This is a genomic window from Brevundimonas sp. KH_058 (assembly GCF_057838505.1).
In genome coordinates, this window is record NZ_CM174469.1 from 186747 (window position 1) to 202954 (window position 16208).

Below are 16208 nucleotides of genomic sequence, written 5' to 3' on the forward strand. Positions count from 1 at the left end.
TGGATCCTCGCCACAAGGGCGAGGATGACGGCTTTTAGATAACCTAGAGAACCTCCAGCGCCCGCTCCGGCGGGCGACCGATGACGGCGCCCTTGTCGGTCTCGACGATGGGACGCTCGATCAGGATCGGCTGGGCTATGGCCGCCGCCAGTATGGATTCGTCATCGGCGCCGGCGTCCAGCAGAGCCCTGGCGTCGGCCTCCTTCTTGCGCAGCAGGCCCGCCAGACCGACGCCGGTCCTGGCCGCCAGCCGCTCCAGCGTCGCGCGGTCCCAGCCGGCCTTCAGATACTCGACCACAGTCGGTTCGACGCCCTGCTCGCGCAACAACGCCAGGGCGTTGCGCGATGTGCCGCATTTCGGATTGTGAAAAATGACGACGGTCATCAGGGCTCGTTCCGAAGGCGATGCAGCAGCATGGCGCCCTGCAGCGACGCGACATAGATCACGGCCGACACGATGGTCGCCGGCCAGGTGGTCAGCATGATCCACAGCGGAAGATCCGGGGTCGGCATCGTGCCCAGCAGCCGCATGCCCAGATTGGCCACCAGACTGTAGGCGATCATGGCCAGCATGATGATGGGAATGGCCCGCGTCATCACCCGCCACTGCACTATCGCCAGTACGCCATAGAGCGCGACGGAGAAGACCGCGCCAATGCCGATGGCGAAGGGCCAGATGACCTTCATGAACTCGCGCTGCATGGCGACCTGATCGGCGGACAGGCCCATGCGGGCGTATTCTGCGCTCATCGCGGTCTCGAACCAGCCCGAGGTGAACATCCACCAGGTGGGAATCAGGCCGACGATCAGGGCGATGCCCAGGCCGATCACCATCGACCGCGCCGACCGCTGCGCCTCGGCCATGCCGCGCGGTAACATCAGCGGGTTCATGGCGCGAAGCCAAAGATCGATCATCGTGCGTGTCATGTCGCGTCCCCGTTCGGGCGGAAACTAGCGGTGATCGGCGATGACTTACAGACCCCCACCTTCACCTTTGCAGTCTGGGCGTCTAGGGTCCGGCCGATGCGGATTCTGACCTCGGACCAGGCCGTCCTCGACCACGTCGCCACGCGACGCGAGACGATCATCGGCCGTACCACTGACTGGGCGAACATCAACTCCGGCAGCCGAAATGCGGCCGGTTTGAACGCCGTGCTGGATGTGCTTGCGGCCGAGGCGCGCGCGCTGCCCGCCACAGTCGAACGCATCCCGATGCAAGGCTCGACCAGCGTCGCCGACGACGGATCGGTGCGGACCGAGGCCCATGCCGACGCCCTGAAGATCACAGCCCGGCCCGAAGCGTCAATCCAGGTCGTTCTGACCGGCCATTACGACACCGTCTTCCCGGCCGACAGCCGGTTCCAGGCCGTGACGACGCGGGCGGACGGCGCCCTGAACGGTCCCGGCGTGGCGGACATGAAGGGCGGGATCAGCGTGCTGCTGGCCGCGCTGGAGGCGTTCGAGACCCATCCTGATCGACACGGCGTCGGCTGGACCGTGCTGCTGAGCCCCGACGAGGAGATCGGCTCGCCGGCCTCCGCGCCGCTGCTGGCCGAACTGGGCGCGCGGGGGCATCTGGGCCTGACCTATGAGCCGGCCCTGGCTGACGGGACGCTGGCGGGGGCGCGCAAGGGCAGCGGCAACTATCATCTGATCGTGACGGGTCGCGCGGCCCACGCCGGGCGGGCTTTCGAAGAGGGCCGCAATGCGGTGGCGGGCGCGGCCATCATCGCCGCCGCCCTGCACGGGCTGAACGGTCAGCACGAGGGCGTCACCGTCAATGTGGCCAAGATCTCGGGCGGGGGCGCGCTGAACGTCGTCGCCGACAACGCCGTGGTGCGGTTCAACGTGCGCGTCCCGGACAAGGCCGCCGCCGACTGGATCGACGCCTCGGTGCGGGCCATCGCCGCCGCCCCGCCGTTCGAGGGACTGACGCTGGACCTGCACGGCGGCTTCACCCGCGCGCCCAAGCCGATGGACGCGGCCCAGACCGCCCTGTTCGAAGCGGTGCGCGAAGCCGGCGCCCTGCTGGGCCAGCCCATCGCGTGGAAGCCGTCAGGCGGGGTGTGCGAAGGCAACAATCTGCACGCCGCCGGCCTACCCAACATCGACACCCTGGGGGTGCGGGGCGGCGAGATCCATTCGGACCAGGAGTTCGCCTGGCCCGACAGCTTCGTCGAACGCGCCCAGCTGAGCGCCCTGATCCTGTGCAAGATCGCCTCAGGCGAGATCGACGCGGCCAAACTGAAATCCCTGCGGATGGAAACTCTCTAGAATGCTCGTCGTCCGTCCCGCCGGCCCTGCCGATCTCGATCATCTGCTGGAGCTGGCCATCCTGTCCGGCCCCGGCTTCACCAGCCTGCCCGAAGACCCCGACGCCCTGTCCGACCGGCTGGAGCTGAGCCAGGCCAGTTTCCGGGGCCAGGTCACGCCGCAGGAGGCCTGGTACACCTTGATGCTGGAAGACGGCGACACCGGCGACATCGACGGGGTCGGATCGGTCAAGGCGACCGTGGGGCTGAAGCGGCCGTTCTTCTCGTTCCGGGTGGTGAACAATACGGCGCAATCGCCGTCGCTGGGGGTCAAGCTGGATCACCAGACCTTGGTGCTGGTCAACGAATGCACCGGCTGGACCGAGGTCGGATCGCTGTTCCTGAAGGCCGACCGGAGGAAGGGCGGCGCGGGGCGGTTGTTGAGCCAGTCGCGCTATATGCTGATCGGCGCCCAGCCCGAACTGTTCGCCGAGAATGTGCTGGCGGAGTTGCGCGGAGTGTTCACCCCCGACGGCGCCTGTCCGTTCTGGGACCATGTGGCGCACAAATTCTTCCCGATGGAGTTCGACCACGCCGACCGGATGAGCGGCTCGACCGACAAGCAGTTCATCCTGGACCTGGCGCCGCGCCACCCGATCTATACCGAGTTGCTGCCCGAACCCGCCCGCGCCGTGATCGGCAAGGTGCACCCGCAAGGGGTGCCGGCCATGGCGCTGCTGGAAAGCGAAGGCTTCCGGCCCAATGGCCTGGTGGACATCTTCGACGCCGGTCCGACCGTGTCGTGCGGGCGCGACAACATCCGCACTGTGCGCGACGCCCGCCGCCTGACGGTCGAGATCGTCGGGTCGGTCGAGGCCGAACTGCCGGCCCTGATCTCGACAGACAGCATCGCCGCCTTCCGGGCCGTGCGGGCCAAGGCCGACATCGAGGACGACACCGTGCGCCTGACCGCTGAAACCGCTGCTGTGCTGAAGATCAAGGCCGGCGCCACCGTCCGCGTGAAATCATGACCACATTCAAATCCATCGACCCCGCCACCGAAGCCACCAACTGGGAGGGCGAGGCCGCCAGCCCGGCCCAAGTCCAGGCCGCCGTTGACGCCGCCCGCGCCGCCTTCCCCGCCTGGGCCGACGCGCCACGCGCCGAGCGGATCGACGCCGTCAAACGCTATCAGGCCGTGCTGAAGGACCGCGCGCCCCAGATCGCCGAGGCCATCGCCCGCGAGACCGGCAAGCCGCTGTGGGAGACGAAAACTGAGGCCGCCGCCATGATCGGCAAGGTGGACATCTCGATCCGCGCCTATGACGAGCGCACAGGCGAGCGGTCGTCCGATACGGCCTTTGGGCGCGCCACCCTGCGGCATCGTCCGCACGGGGTGGCGGCGGTGCTGGGCCCGTTCAACTTCCCCGGACACCTGCCCAACGGCCATATCGTCCCGGCCCTGCTGGCGGGCGACACGGTGGTGTTCAAGCCGTCGGAGGAGACGCCCCTGGTCGGTCAGGTGATGGCCGAGGCCTTCGCCGCCGCCGACCTGCCGACCGGCGTGGTCAATGTGGTTCAGGGCGGTCGCGAGACGGGGGCGGCCCTGCTGGACGCCGGGATCGACGCCCTGATGTTCACCGGCTCGGGCGCGGCGGGCGCGCATTTCCGCAGGAAGTTCGCCGACGATCCGCACGTCATCCTGGCGCTGGAGCTGGGCGGCAACAATCCTCTGGTCGTCTGGGATGCGGCGGATGCGGAAGCCGCAGCAGGCATCGCGGTACAGTCCGCCTTCATCACCACTGGCCAGCGCTGCTCGTGCGCCCGTCGCCTGATCGTGCCGGAAGGGCCTCAGGGCGACGCCATCATCGAAGCCATCGCCGCCCTGTCCGACCGTCTGGTCTTCGGTCCTTGGGACAGCGATCCCGAACCCTATGCTGGGCCGCTGATCTCGGCGCGCGCAGCCGAGGCGGTGCTGAAGGCCTTGCAGGAGCGGATCGACAGGGGGGCAAAGGTCATCCGCGCCTCGGGTCCGGTCGCCAATCTGCCCGGCGCCTTCGTCAAGCCGGCCATCATCGACGTGACCGGGATCGACGTGCCGGACGAGGAGATGTTCGCGCCCTTCCTTTCGGTGACGCGCGTCGCCAGCTTCGACGCCGCGATCCAGGCGGCCAATGCGACCCGATACGGCCTTTCGGCGGGCCTTGTCAGCGACGATCCGGCCAACTGGGACCACTTCATCCGCCGCATCCGCGCGGGCGTGGTCAACTTCAACCGGCCGACCACCGGGGCGGCGGGCGACATGCCGTTCGGTGGCCTGGGCGCCAGCGGCAACCACCGGCCCAGCGCCTATTATGCGGCGGATTACTGCGCCTATCCGGTGGCGAGCTTCGAGGCCGATGCGGTCGCGAACATTGAGGGCGAGATCAAGGGGTTGCGATGACTGTCGCCGTTGAAGCCAACGCCGATGGCCTGATCGGGCCGACGCACTCCTACGCCGGGTTGTCGCCGGGCAATCTGGCGTCCAGCCTGAACAAGGGCGAGGCGTCGAACCCCCGCGCGGCGGTGCTGCAGGGGCTCGACAAGATGAAGACCCTGGCGGACCTGGGCCTGCCCCAGTTCGTCCTGCCGCCGCACGAGCGGCCGAACATTCCCTTCCTGCGGACGCTGGGGTTCACGGGATCGGACGCCCGAGTGCTGGAGCGGGCGTGGAAGGATGCCCCCAGCTTCGCCGCCGCCGCCTGTTCGGCCTCGCCCATGTGGGCCGCCAACGCCGCGACGGTGACGCCCAGCGTGGACGCGGCGGATGGCCGGGTGCATTTCACGCCCGCCAATCTGATTACAAACCTGCATCGGTCGCTGGAGCATCAGCAGACCAAGCGGGCGCTGGACGCCCTGTTCCCCGACGCCGACCTGTTCGCCGTCCACGACGCCCTGCCCTCGGTCGCGCATCTGGCCGACGAGGGCGCCGCCAACCATGTGCGGCTGTGCGCCGAGCATGGAGCGCCGGGCGTCAATCTGCTGGTCTGGGGGCGAGACGCCTTCACGCCGTGGGACGGCCCCTACCCCGCGCGCCAGACGCATGAGGCGTCAGCTGCCATCGCACGCCGTCATGCCGCATCGGGCGCCGTGCTGGCCCAACAGTCCAAGGCCGCCATCGCGGGCGGGACCTTCCACAACGACGTGGTCTGCGTCGGGGCGCTGGAGACCCTGTTCTTCCACGACTTGGCGTTCGAGGACACCGCCGGAACCCAGGACGCCATCCGCCGCGCGGCCGATGGTTTGTTCGAACCGATCTTCGTCGAGGTCTCGTCCGCCGACCTGCCGCTAGCCGATGCGATCAGCTCTTATCTGTTCAACTCCATGCTGATCCAGATCCCCGGTGAGGATCGCCTGACCCTGATTTGTCCGACCGAAACCCGCGACAACCCCCGCAGCCATGCAGTGGCGCAAGGTCTGGCCGCGTCGAACGGCTCCATCGGCCGGATGCAGTATGTCGATGTGCGCCAGTCGATGCGCAACGGCGGCGGTCCGGCCTGCCTGCGTCTGAGGGTCGTGCTGAACGAGGCCGAACTGGCAGCGACCAATCCGGCCATGCGGCTGACCGACGCCCTGCACGCACGGCTGTCGAACTGGGCCGGCCGCTGGTATCGCGACGAACTGCGGCCCGCCGACCTGGCCGATCCCGACCTGCTCACCGAGAGCCGGGGGGCGTTGGACGAACTGACGGGCATTCTGGAATTGGGTGGCGACTTCTATCCGTTCCAGGGCGCTTAGAGCGAACAACGATCACCATTCCCGGTTTCAAAAGCGGTGCGCGGCGCCCAACTCCGGAAGTCTGGATCCTCGCCACAAGGGCGAGGATGACGGATTTAGAAAGAGATCAGGCCGCGAACCGGCCACCGCGCTGTGCGTAGGCCTGGGTGCCGCGCGTGAAGACCTGATCTGTCGGCAGGACGGTTTCGATGGGCAGGTCGTCCTGGCCCTTCAGCACCGCATAGACCGGGCCGAAGTCCTTGAGCGTCTCGTCCTTGAGGGCTTCCAGGCTGTCGATGACGAAATAGACCTGCTGGAAGTCGTCGATCCGGTAGAGGGTGCGCATCACCCGCTCCAGATCGAAGCCCAGACGGTTGGGTGATGGGTCGTCCAGAGCGAAGACGCTCTCGGTCGCCGAAGACACGATGCCGGCGCCATAGATGCGCAGGCCGTCCGTGTCCTGCATGAGGCCGAACTCCACCGTATACCAATACAGACGCGCCAGATTGGGCAGCATGCCCAAACCCGCCGCGCGTTGGCCGCCCTTGCCATAGGCCTCCATATAGGCGGCGAAATCGGGGTCGGTCAGCATGGGCACGTGGCCGAAGACGTCGTGGAAGATGTCGGGTTCCTGGAGGTAGTCCAGCTGGTCCGGCTTCCTGATGAACTGGCCCGAGACGAAGCGGCGGTTGGCCAGATGGTCGAAGAAGACTTCGTCCGGCACAAGGCCCGGCACGCAGACCACGGTCCAGCCGGTCAGGGCCTGAAGCTTGGGATTGATCACGTCGAAGTCGGGTATGCCACCGGCGTTCAGATCCAGCGCGTCGAGGCCACGCAGGAAGGCGTCGCACGCACGGCCCGGCAGGATCTTCATCTGGCGGGCGTACAGGGTGTCCCAGGTCTGGTGCTCGACCTCGGTATAGGCGGCCCAGTTCTGGGGAATGGTCCAGTCGGCGGCCGCGCCCTCGGGCGGTTGTTCGAAGACGTGTTCGAAGTCTGACATGGGGCGTTCCTCTTTTGGCGGCATTCTAGCCCGGCCCGGCCGCGCCTTCCAACTGTCAGTGCAGTTGTTCGTCCAGAGGCGCGTGGTGGCCCAGGCCGTCTGTCGTGAACCAGCGATCGGCGTCGTCGGGCAACAGGACGGATTGACCGTCTTCCAGCACGCCCTCGGCGGCATAGGCGACGAAACCGCCATCGTCGCCCAAAGCATAGACGCGGTAGAAGGGCTGATCCGGCGCGACCAGGCCGGTCTCGCCGGCCGGGCCGTCATAGGCGTGATCCACGTCCATCACCACGCCGCGAAAGGCGTCGTCGCGATGGCGGACGATCTGGCCGATGGCGAAACGGGCTGTGTGAATCTGGGTCATCGGTCCTGATACGACCCAGTGGATGACCCAGACGCTTGCTGGTCTGTTCATCTTCCTGACAGAATGGCTTGGCGCGGACGATCTTCGCGGGTTAGGCTGATCGGGACGGGCGCCGTTTTGGACCGCCCACATCGGAATGACGACCCATGCCGGAGACCCACGGCGCGCCCCGACGGCGCGACGAGCGGTCCCAGCCTTCCCGTTCGCGGGATGCGTCGGGTCGGGATGCGCCGCTGTATGGCGCGCTCGATCTGGGGACCAACAATTGTCGGCTGCTGATCGCGCGGCCGTCGCGCGAAGGCTTTCGTGTCGTCGATAGCTTCAGCCGCATCGTGCGCCTGGGCGAAGGCCTGTCGCGCACCGGATTGCTGGACCCGCGCGCCATGGACCGGGCCTATGACGCGCTTGCCCTGTGCGCCGAACGGATCGTCAGGAAGGGTGTGGACTCGGCCCGCCTGAGCGCCGTCGCCACCCAGGCCTGCCGCGCGGCCGAGAACGGCACCGAGTTTATCGACCGGGTGCGCAAGGGAACGGGTCTGCGCCTGCGGATCATCGACCCATCGGAAGAGGCGAAACTGGCGGTCGAGGGGTGTCTGAACCTGATCGATCCCAAAGCCGAAGCGGTGCTGGTGATCGACGTTGGCGGCGGCTCGACCGAGATGTCTTGGCTGAAACGCAGCGGGGCCGACTGGACCACCAGCGCCTGGATGTCGGCGCCGGTGGGGGTCGTGACCTTGGCCGAGCGGCACCCGGAGCCCGAGAACTCGGGGGAGGCCTGGTACGAGGCCATGGTCGCGGACATGGGCGAGGCGATCGCGGCCGGCGGCATCATCGACGACCCCATGCTGGAGCTGTTTCGCCAGGACCGGGCGCATCTGGTCGGCACCTCGGGCGCGATCACCAGCCTTGCGGGCATTCACCTGAACCTGCCACGCTACAATCGCGACCGGGTGGACGGGTTATGGATGACGCGCGGCGACTGCGAGGCGGCGGCGGATCGGCTGAAGGCTCTCGGGCCGGACGGGCGGGCGCGTGAGGCCTGCATCGGCCCCGACCGGGCGGACCTGGTACTGGCGGGCGCCGCCATCCTGGAGGCGGTCCAGCGGGCCTGGCCGTCGGAGCGGGTGCGGGTCGCGGATCGGGGCCTGCGCGAGGGGCTACTGCTGCAGCAGATGAGAGCAGACAAGAAGCCGGCGAAGAGCCGCAGGCGCCGGCGCGGTCGGGGCAGAGGGATGGCGGTGAGCTGAAGCAACCTGTCCCCTCCCCATTTCATGGGGAGGTGGCGCGGCGCGCCTTCGCGCCGTGACGGAGGGGTTCTTCACCGCATCACAGACGCCTGTGGGACTTTAAGAGCCCCTCCACCACTTCGTGGTCCCCCTCCCCATTTCATGGGGAGGAGAAGATTTAGCTCGCAGGCGTGATCCGCACCGGCAGTTCAATGTCACAGACCGAGAAGTCCGCGCCGCGCGCCTGACGCGCCTGCTGCACCAGGGTCTGGAATGTCGCGGAGTTGGTGTTCAGCACGGCCGCTGTGGGGCGTTCGGCAGCCGGCAGATCCGAAGCGACACGGACGCGGGTCATCTGATCCGGCCCCTGGACCAGACCGTCGGGCGTGCCGCTCGCCTTCAGCGACCGCACCACGTCCAGCCCGGAGACGACGCGGCCCCAGACAGTGTAGCGCTTGTCCAATGCCGGATAGGCCTGGCGCATCAGGAAGAACTGGCTGTTGGCGGTGTCGTTGCCCTCGTCGCGCGCCATGCCGGCGACGCCGGGACAGTACAGAGCCCAGCCGTGGACCTTGTTGTCGCCGGTGCCCGACATCAGGGCGTCGGGCTGGGTCTGGACGGGAATGGAATCGACGAAACCGACCAGGGCGCCGACGGGGGCCGCGACGGGCGTGAAGGCCATGTCCGCGCCACGCCGGAAGGTGAACTCACCCTTCAGATCGGGATACCAGCTCTGGCCTTCGCCGGTGCCCAAGGGGTCGCCCGTCTGGGCCATGAACCAGTCGATGACCCGGTGCCAGACCAGGTTGTCGTAGAAGCCCCGCGACGCCAGCAGCTTGATCCGCTCGACATGGGCCGGGGCGATCTGGGGCGCCAGTTCGACCAACACCTGACCTTTGTTGGTGTCGATCACCAGCAGGTTCTCGGGCGCGATGGTGCGCCATTCGGCCGGAGGCGGTGGGGGCGCTGGCACGGCGGTCGCGTCCTGGGCCGGGGCGGCCCCGGCCGTTGTGGTCAGCATGGCCGTGGCGATCATCAGTGTGCGAATGGTCATCGTCCCCTCCCCCGTCATCTTGAAAGCGTCAGCCGCCGACGACCTCGGCAACCGGCTGAACGTCACAGATGCTGAAGCCGTTACCGCGCGCAGCGCGGGTGGCGGCGATCCGTTCGGCGAAGGCGGCGCTGCTTGCGTTCAGGACACGCACCGTCGGGCGACTGGCTTCCGGCATCGCCGAGGCCATGCGAACGTGGGTCATGGTGTCGGGGTCGGTCACCTTGCCGTCCTCGGCGTCCGAGCCCTTCTTCAGCTTGCCGACGACATCCAGGCCGGAAACCACGCGGCCGAAGGCGGTATAGACGCCGTCCAGTTGGTCGCGGGCGCCCATCATCAGGAAGAACTGGCTGTTGGCGCTGTCGGGCGCGCCCGAGCGGGCCATGCCCAGAACGCCGGGGCAGAACAGGCCGTGGGCGTCGACCTTGAAGTCGGCGGTGACCATCATCTGGGCGTCGGGCTGGGTCTGGACCGGCAGGTCGCCGACCAGGCCGCGCACGCCGGGGCCGGTACTGGGCACGGCGACGAAACCGGCGTCGCGACCACGCCGGAAGTTGAACTCGGCCTTCAGGTCGGGAAGCGCGCTGCCGCCCGCGCCGGTGCCTTGCGGGTCGCCGGTTTGCGCCATGAAATTAGGGATGACACGGTGAAACTTCAGACCGTCATAGAAGCCCTGGTTGGCCAGGGTGCGGATGCGTTCGGCGTGGTTGGGCGCGGCCACCGGAACCAGCTCGACCAGCACGCGGCCCTTGGACGTGTCGATGACCAGCAGGTTTTCCGGCGCGATGGTGCGCCAGTCGGAGGCCGTCGGTGTGGTCTGAGCCACGACCGGAGCCTGCACCTGGGCCTGGGCCACGCCGCTCGCCAAAAGGGCGGCGACGGTCGCCGCGATGATCGCCTTACGCATAGTCTATCAAATCCCGTTCTTGACCTTGGCCCGCACGCGCTCGGCGATAGCGGGGCTGACGAAACTGTCGATCGCGCCGTCCAGACGGGCGATTTCCTTGACCAACCGCGAGGCGATGGCCTGGTGGCGCGGATCGGCCATCAGGAATACGGTCTCGATGTCCTGATTGAGGCGCTGGTTCATGGCCGTCATCTGGAACTCGTATTCGAAGTCGGCGACCGCGCGCAGCCCCCGGATGATGACGTTGGCGTCCAGCTCTTCCGCAAAATGCATCAGCAGGGTCGAAAAGGGCTGGACCACGATGTCGCCGCCGAAGCCCGCGACCTCGGCCTTGAGCATCTCGACGCGCTCGGCGGTGGAAAACAGAGGCCCCTTGTCGTCGTTCTGGGCCACGCCGATGACCAGCCGGTCCACCAGCTTCAGCGCGCGCTTGATGATGTCTGTATGCCCGTTCGTCACCGGGTCGAAGGTGCCCGGATAAAGCCCGATGCGCATGCGTGTCTCCCCAGCCTGTCGCGTGCCGTTCGCGTCGTTTAGCAGGTGCGAAATCAGCGGCCTAGCCGGCTGACGCCATCGTCATCGTCGCGGGCGTCATCCTCGCGGGTCACGATGGGCTGCGGCGGCTGGGCGGACCAGGCGGCCTCGATCCGGGCCAGCAGGGCAGGATCGTTGGCGAAGGCGACATCGTCGATGGCGGTGATGGGACAGACGGGCGTGGCGCTGTTGCACAGGAAGGCGGCGTCGAAGGCGGCAAGTTCGGAACGATGCACTGGCTGTGTCTGCGACGATAGGCCCAGTCCGGCCAAGCCGCGCGCGATCAGGATCTGGGTCACACCCGCCAGCATCGGCGCCTGGGGCCAGACGATGCGATTCCCTTGGACGAAGCCGATGTTCCAGGTCACGCCTTCGGAGACGTGGCCCGCGCCATCTACGAACAGGGCGTCGTCGAAACCGGCCTCGCGTGCGGCCCGGCGCATGCGCGTCTGACTGAAGGTGGCGACGTGTTTCAGTTGCGCCACCTCGCGGACATGGGGGACCGCCTTCACCCGCATACTGGTCGCCAGCGGCGGCGGCGGGGGCGAGACGACGGTCATGACCTTGGGGCGTCCGATGAAGGATGGGTTGCGATGGCCGATCTCGGGTGAGAACAGGCTGACGCGCAGCCAGCAGGCGTCGCGGCCGGCGACGGCGAGCGCCATCAGGCGGCGTAACTCGGCCTCGCCGGGGCTGTCGCCAAACAGTTCGACGGCGGCCTGGTCCAGGCGGGCGAGGTGGAGGTCGAGGCCGCGTGCGGCGTCGTTCTCGACGCGGAAGGAGGTGTAGGCGCCGTAGTTGACCAGGGCCTGGTGGGCGAGGTCTTCAGGCGCGGCGGGGTGGCCGTCGATCAGGATGTCCACTGGCCGCTCCCGTTCAAGTCTTTCCTTCTCCCGTTGGGAGAAGGTGGCCCGAAGGGCCGGATGAGGGTCGGCCGGTTGGCCAAGTCGCACCACCTGCCCCTCACCCTTTCGCGCAGACCGATCGCTTCGCTCCCGCGCGCTCAAGCCCTCTCCCGCTGGGAGAGGGTCTTGGTCTTAGGCTTCGGTCTCGCCGCCCTCGTCTGCGACGTCCGCCTCATCCGAACCGCCACTGTCCGGCAGGCGTTCGACCGAGACGACCTTTTCGTCCTTGCCGGTGCGGAAGATGGTGACGCCCTGGCTGGAGCGGCCGACGATGCGGACCTGGTCGATGCGGGTGCGGATCATCTGACCGCCCGAGGTGACCAGCAGCAGGTCGTCGGTTTCCTCGACCGGGAAGGCCGCCGCCAGGCGTGTGCCCGCGCGACCGCCCAGGCCGTGGGCCGTCAGGCCCTGACCGCCGCGACCCGTGCGACGATACTCGTAGGCCGAGGATCGCTTGCCGAAGCCGGTCTCGGTGACCGTCAGGATGAACTGTTCGGCGGCGCCCAGTTGGGCGATCCGCTCAAGCGAGATCGGCGCATCAGCAACATCGTCTTCAGCCTCGGCGGGAACCGCAGCATCCTCTTCCGCATCAGCCCCCAACAGGGCTTTCCGTGCGGCGTTGGCGTGTTTGACGTAGGCCGAACGTTCCTCCGGTGTCGCATCGACGCGGCTCAGGATGGCCATGGAGATGACTTCGTCGCCGTCTTGCAGGCGAACGCCCCGGACGCCGGTCGAATCCCGGCCCTTGAACACGCGCACGTCGTCGGCCTTGAACCGGATCGCGCGGCCCATGGCCGTGGTCAGCAGGATGTCGTCGTCGGCGGTGCACAGGCCGACGCCGACCATGCGGTCGTCGCCTTCCAGCTTCATGGCGATCTTGCCGGCGCGGTTGACCGTGGCGAAGTCCGACAGCTTGTTGCGACGCACGTCGCCCGCCTGGGTGGCGAACATGATGTCGTAGTCGCCCCAGGTGGTCTCGTCCTCGGGCAGGGGCAGGACGTTCATGATGCTGTCGCCCGGCTCGATGGGCAGCAGGTTGACGAAGGCCTTGCCGCGCGAGGTCGGATTGCCCAGCGGCAGGCGCCAGGTCTTCAGCTTGTAGGCCTTGCCGTTGGTGGCGAAGAACAGGACCGGGGTGTGGGTCGAGGCGCTGAACACGCCGGTGATGGCGTCCTCGTCCTTCATCGTCATCCCGGACTTGCCCTTGCCGCCGCGATGCTGGGTCCGATAGGCGTTGAGGGCCACGCGCTTGACGTAGCCGCCGTGGGTGACGGTGACGACCATGTCCTCGCGCGGGATCAGGTCTTCGTCCTCCATCTCGCCGTCGCCTTCCCCAATGAGCGTGCGGCGGGGCGTGGCGAACTGATCCTTCACCGCGATCAGGTCGTCGCGAATGATGGCCAGGACGTTCTTGCGGTCCGACAGGATGGTCAGGTGGCCCTGAATCGTATCGGCCAGGCCGCGCGCCTCGCCGAAGATGTCGTCACGGCCCAGGCCGGTCAGACGAGACAGGGTCAGTGCGAGGATGGCGCGGGCCTGTTCGTCGGTCAGGCGGATCTTGTCGCCCTCGACGATGACGCTGCGCGGATCGGCGATCAGCTCGATCAGCGCCATCATGTCGCCGACGGGCCAAGACTTGGCCTGCAACCGCTCGCGCGCCTCGGTCGGATCGGCCGAGGAACGGATGATGTGGATGACCTCGTCGATATTGGCGACGGCGACGGCCAGACCGACCAGGACGTGGCCGCGGTCACGGGCCTTATTCAGCTCGAACTTGACGCGGCGAACGACGACTTCCTCGCGGAAGTCGAGGAATATCTGCAGAAGGTCGCGCAGGCCCATCTGCTCGGGCCGGCCGTGGTTCAGCGCCAGCATGTTGACGCCGAACGAGCTCTGCATCGCCGTGTAGCGCCACAGCTGGTTCAGGATCACGTCGCCGGACGCGTCGCGCTTCAGCTCGATGACGATCCGCATGCCCTGGCGGTCGGATTCGTCGCGGACGTCTGAGATGCCTTCCAGACGCTTTTCGCGCACCATTTCGGCGATACGCTCGATCAGGGTCTGTTTGTTGACCTGGAACGGCAGTTCGGTGACGACGATGGCTTCGCGATCCTTGCGGATCTCCTCGACCGAGGCGCGACCGCGCACGATGACTGAGCCACGACCGTCGCGCAGCGCATTGCGCGGCGCCGTGCGGCCCATGATCTCGCCGCCCGTCGGGAAGTCGGGGCCAGGCACGATGTCCAGCAGGGCGTCGTCGGTGACGTTGGGATCGTCCAGCAGGGCCAGGGCCGCATCGACGACCTCGCCCAGATTATGCGGCGGGATGTTGGTCGCCATGCCGACGGCGATGCCGCCCGCGCCGTTGACCAGCAGGTTCGGGATCCGGGCGGGCAGGACGACCGGCTCCAGCTCCTTCTCATCGTAGTTGGGCTGGAAATCGACGGTGTCCTTGTCGATGTCGGCCATCAGGGCGACGGCGGCCGGGGCCATCTTGGCCTCGGTGTAACGCATCGAGGCGGGCATATCGCCGTCGACCGAGCCGAAGTTGCCCTGGCCATCGACCAGCATCAGCCCCATCGAGAAGGGCTGGGCCATGCGAACCAACGCCATATAGACCGAGGCGTCGCCGTGGGGGTGGAACCGGCCCAGCACGTCGCCGACCACGCGGGCGCATTTCGAATAGCTGCGCTCGGGCGTCATGTTCAGATCGTGCATCGAATACAGGATGCGACGGTGAACCGGCTTGAGCCCGTCACGGGCGTCAGGCAGGGCGCGGCTGACGATCACGCTCATGGCGTAGTCGAGGTACGAACGCTTCAGTTCGTCCTCGATCGTGATCGTGGAAATGTCGGAGCCGCCGCCCCGGCCGTTGATCGGAGTTGCGGCGTTTTCGTAGCTGTCGTCGGTCAATGAAGCGTGGCTTTATGCGGCCGGAATCGGAACGTGATCCACTGTGACGATTTCTAGCATTCCAGGGGCTCGGTGGCAAAGCGACGTCGCCGTGAAAGCCCGTCTCTGAAAGGACTTTCCTTATGCGCCTCCACACCCTCGCCGCCGCCCTCGCGATCGCCTCGCCGCTGGCCCTGACCACGGCCTGCGCCGCGACCGGCAACGCGCCTGGCGCCGTCGCCGAACGCGCCCCTGTCGGCGCGACAGGACAGGCGATCCTGATCAACGCCTCGGGCGCCAACATCGGCCGCGTCGACCTGCGCCAGGGGCCGACCGGCCTGGTAATCAAGATCGAGGCCTCGGGCCTGACGCCCGGCTGGCACGGCATCCACATCCACGCGACCGGCGAATGCGCCGCACCCTTCACCTCGTCCGGCGCTCACATCAACCACGGCGAGCCCAAGGCCCCGCACGGGCTACTGAACGCGGCTGGCCCGGACGATGGTGACCTGCCCAACATCTATGCCGGCGCGGACGGCAAGGTGAACGCCGAACTGTTCACCCCCCGCGCCCGCATCTCTTCGGAAGGCCCCGGCCAGTGGCTGTGGGACGCAGACGGCTCGGCCATCATCATCCACGCCAATCCCGACGACCATTCGACCCAGCCCATCGGCGGCGCGGGCGACCGGGTCGCCTGCGCGGCGCTCAGCGCGAGCTGAGCCTTCCCTAAACGTTGAAGATGGCCCGCTGAACGCCGTTCAGCGGGCTTCTTTTTGCGCCAGAAGATGGCGGATCAGTTCCGTCTGCTCTTCCTGGCGTGCGGTCAGGTGCTCGACTTTTTCTAGCAGAGCCATGATCTCTATCTCGGCCTTCAGATTGACCTGATAGTCGTTGCCGGCGTCCAGCCGATCCTTCTGCGCCTGACGGTTCTGGCTCATCATGATGATCGGCGCTTGCGCTGCCGCGATCATCGACAGCATCAGGTTCAGGAAGATGAAGGGATAGGGGTCGAAGGCGTCGCGCCGCAGGATCAGGTTCAGCACGGTCCAGACCACCAGGAACAGGCCGAACGCGATCAGGAAGGTCCAGGACCCGCCGAACTCGGCGACCCGGTCCGCCAGCCGCTCGCCGAAGGTCTGGCGGTCGTCGAACGTCTCGTTGATGTCTTCGGAGATCGGGCGGCGTTCGGCGGCGCTACGGACCACACTTGCTTCGTTCGCCGGCAGGTCGTGCGTCGCCTTGCCCAGCCAGCGGCGGGAGACGTGGTCGGCGTCGAGGGGGGCGTGGGGCATGGCGGTCTCCTGAATCGCGCTCAGGA

16 protein-coding genes are annotated in these 16208 nt (G+C 67.4%); 6 read left to right on the forward strand and 10 right to left on the reverse strand.

Translation table 11 applies throughout. From position 1 onward, the window contains the following. Nucleotides 1-43: 43 nt before the first annotated feature. Nucleotides 44-385: an arsenate reductase (glutaredoxin) gene (gene arsC, locus AC3ISA_RS00920; protein ID WP_489178930.1), complete on the reverse strand. Its 342-nt coding sequence runs from the start codon at nucleotides 383-385 to the stop codon at nucleotides 44-46. Next, nucleotides 385-927 (reverse strand): hypothetical protein, encoded by a 543-nt coding sequence (locus AC3ISA_RS00925; protein ID WP_489178931.1) that lies wholly within the window; start codon nucleotides 925-927, stop codon nucleotides 385-387. Before AC3ISA_RS00925 ends, arsC begins: the two co-directional genes overlap by 1 nt. Nucleotides 928-1023: 96 nt before the next feature. Between AC3ISA_RS00925 and AC3ISA_RS00930 the strand changes: the two genes are divergently transcribed. Genes AC3ISA_RS00930 through astB form a run of 4 tightly spaced genes read left to right on the forward strand, consistent with a single transcriptional unit; the run spans nucleotide 1024 to nucleotide 6029 of the window. Continuing rightward, nucleotides 1024-2274 (forward strand): hydrolase, encoded by a 1251-nt coding sequence (locus AC3ISA_RS00930; RefSeq protein ID WP_489178932.1) that lies wholly within the window; start codon nucleotides 1024-1026, stop codon nucleotides 2272-2274. A gap of 1 nt (nucleotide 2275) precedes the next feature. Continuing rightward, nucleotides 2276-3283, forward strand: a complete 1008-nt coding sequence (locus tag AC3ISA_RS00935) for an arginine N-succinyltransferase (RefSeq protein ID WP_489178933.1) — start codon at nucleotides 2276-2278, stop codon at nucleotides 3281-3283. Then, nucleotides 3280-4695 (forward strand): succinylglutamate-semialdehyde dehydrogenase, encoded by a 1416-nt coding sequence (gene astD / locus AC3ISA_RS00940; protein ID WP_489178934.1) that lies wholly within the window; start codon nucleotides 3280-3282, stop codon nucleotides 4693-4695. The genes AC3ISA_RS00935 and astD overlap by 4 nt, the downstream gene beginning before the upstream one ends. Beyond that, entirely contained in the window at nucleotides 4692-6029 is a 1338-nt protein-coding gene (gene astB, locus AC3ISA_RS00945; protein ID WP_489178935.1) for an N-succinylarginine dihydrolase, read from the forward strand. Before astD ends, astB begins: the two co-directional genes overlap by 4 nt. Nucleotides 6030-6135: 106 nt before the next feature. Here astB and phhA read toward each other — a convergent pair whose 3' ends face one another. Continuing rightward, nucleotides 6136-7011 (reverse strand): phenylalanine 4-monooxygenase, encoded by an 876-nt coding sequence (gene phhA / locus AC3ISA_RS00950; protein ID WP_489178936.1) that lies wholly within the window; start codon nucleotides 7009-7011, stop codon nucleotides 6136-6138. A gap of 55 nt (nucleotides 7012-7066) precedes the next feature. After that, entirely contained in the window at nucleotides 7067-7375 is a 309-nt protein-coding gene (gene hspQ, locus AC3ISA_RS00955; protein ID WP_372692855.1) for a heat shock protein HspQ, read from the reverse strand. A gap of 146 nt (nucleotides 7376-7521) precedes the next feature. On the opposite strand from hspQ, the gene AC3ISA_RS00960 reads away from it, so the two are divergent. Next, nucleotides 7522-8622, forward strand: a complete 1101-nt coding sequence (locus AC3ISA_RS00960; protein ID WP_489178938.1) for a Ppx/GppA phosphatase family protein — start codon at nucleotides 7522-7524, stop codon at nucleotides 8620-8622. Nucleotides 8623-8779: 157 nt separating this feature from the next. On the opposite strand, the gene AC3ISA_RS00965 is transcribed toward AC3ISA_RS00960, so the two are convergent. The 5 genes from AC3ISA_RS00965 to gyrA form a co-directional block, all read right to left on the reverse strand. After that, the gene (locus AC3ISA_RS00965; protein ID WP_489178939.1) at nucleotides 8780-9655 is read right to left on the reverse strand and encodes a peptidylprolyl isomerase; all 876 of its coding nucleotides are present in this window, start codon (nucleotides 9653-9655) and stop codon (nucleotides 8780-8782) included. Nucleotides 9656-9683: 28 nt separating this feature from the next. Further along, a complete protein-coding gene (locus AC3ISA_RS00970) occupies nucleotides 9684-10559 on the reverse strand; it encodes a peptidylprolyl isomerase (protein ID WP_489178941.1) in 876 nt (291 codons plus the stop codon). 6 nt (nucleotides 10560-10565) lie between these two features. Next, nucleotides 10566-11054: a pantetheine-phosphate adenylyltransferase gene (gene coaD, locus AC3ISA_RS00975; RefSeq protein ID WP_159850458.1), complete on the reverse strand. Its 489-nt coding sequence runs from the start codon at nucleotides 11052-11054 to the stop codon at nucleotides 10566-10568. Nucleotides 11055-11107: 53 nt separating this feature from the next. Then, nucleotides 11108-11956 carry an aminotransferase class IV gene (locus AC3ISA_RS00980; protein WP_489178942.1) on the reverse strand — a complete coding sequence of 283 codons (849 nt, stop codon included), beginning with the start codon at nucleotides 11954-11956 and terminating at the stop codon, nucleotides 11108-11110. A 174-nt stretch (nucleotides 11957-12130) separates the two neighbouring features. After that, nucleotides 12131-14911 (reverse strand): DNA gyrase subunit A, encoded by a 2781-nt coding sequence (gene gyrA / locus AC3ISA_RS00985; RefSeq protein WP_489178943.1) that lies wholly within the window; start codon nucleotides 14909-14911, stop codon nucleotides 12131-12133. 122 nt (nucleotides 14912-15033) lie between these two features. Here gyrA and AC3ISA_RS00990 point away from each other — a divergent pair, with 122 nt between their 5' ends. After that, nucleotides 15034-15609: a superoxide dismutase family protein gene (locus tag AC3ISA_RS00990; protein ID WP_489178944.1), complete on the forward strand. Its 576-nt coding sequence runs from the start codon at nucleotides 15034-15036 to the stop codon at nucleotides 15607-15609. A 39-nt stretch (nucleotides 15610-15648) separates the two neighbouring features. On the opposite strand, the gene AC3ISA_RS00995 is transcribed toward AC3ISA_RS00990, so the two are convergent. Continuing rightward, nucleotides 15649-16182 (reverse strand): DUF1003 domain-containing protein, encoded by a 534-nt coding sequence (locus tag AC3ISA_RS00995; protein ID WP_489178945.1) that lies wholly within the window; start codon nucleotides 16180-16182, stop codon nucleotides 15649-15651. Nucleotides 16183-16208 lie beyond the last annotated feature (26 nt).

Excerpts from the sequence above, each read along its gene's own strand:
- arsC (WP_489178930.1), bottom strand. The coding sequence starts at position 385 with ATGACCGTCGTCATTTTTCACAATCCGAAATGCGGCACATCGCGCAAC.
- AC3ISA_RS00925 (WP_489178931.1), bottom strand. The coding sequence starts at position 927 with ATGACACGCACGATGATCGATCTTTGGCTTCGCGCCATGAACCCGCTG.
- AC3ISA_RS00930 (WP_489178932.1), top strand. The coding sequence starts at position 1,024 with ATGCGGATTCTGACCTCGGACCAGGCCGTCCTCGACCACGTCGCCACG.
- AC3ISA_RS00935 (WP_489178933.1), top strand. The coding sequence starts at position 2,276 with ATGCTCGTCGTCCGTCCCGCCGGCCCTGCCGATCTCGATCATCTGCTG.
- astD (WP_489178934.1), top strand. The coding sequence starts at position 3,280 with ATGACCACATTCAAATCCATCGACCCCGCCACCGAAGCCACCAACTGG.
- astB (WP_489178935.1), top strand. The coding sequence starts at position 4,692 with ATGACTGTCGCCGTTGAAGCCAACGCCGATGGCCTGATCGGGCCGACG.
- phhA (WP_489178936.1), bottom strand. The coding sequence starts at position 7,011 with ATGTCAGACTTCGAACACGTCTTCGAACAACCGCCCGAGGGCGCGGCC.
- hspQ (WP_372692855.1), bottom strand. The coding sequence starts at position 7,375 with ATGACCCAGATTCACACAGCCCGTTTCGCCATCGGCCAGATCGTCCGC.
- AC3ISA_RS00960 (WP_489178938.1), top strand. The coding sequence starts at position 7,522 with ATGCCGGAGACCCACGGCGCGCCCCGACGGCGCGACGAGCGGTCCCAG.
- AC3ISA_RS00965 (WP_489178939.1), bottom strand. The coding sequence starts at position 9,655 with ATGACCATTCGCACACTGATGATCGCCACGGCCATGCTGACCACAACG.
- AC3ISA_RS00970 (WP_489178941.1), bottom strand. The coding sequence starts at position 10,559 with ATGCGTAAGGCGATCATCGCGGCGACCGTCGCCGCCCTTTTGGCGAGC.
- coaD (WP_159850458.1), bottom strand. The coding sequence starts at position 11,054 with ATGCGCATCGGGCTTTATCCGGGCACCTTCGACCCGGTGACGAACGGG.
- AC3ISA_RS00990 (WP_489178944.1), top strand. The coding sequence starts at position 15,034 with ATGCGCCTCCACACCCTCGCCGCCGCCCTCGCGATCGCCTCGCCGCTG.
- AC3ISA_RS00995 (WP_489178945.1), bottom strand. The coding sequence starts at position 16,182 with ATGCCCCACGCCCCCCTCGACGCCGACCACGTCTCCCGCCGCTGGCTG.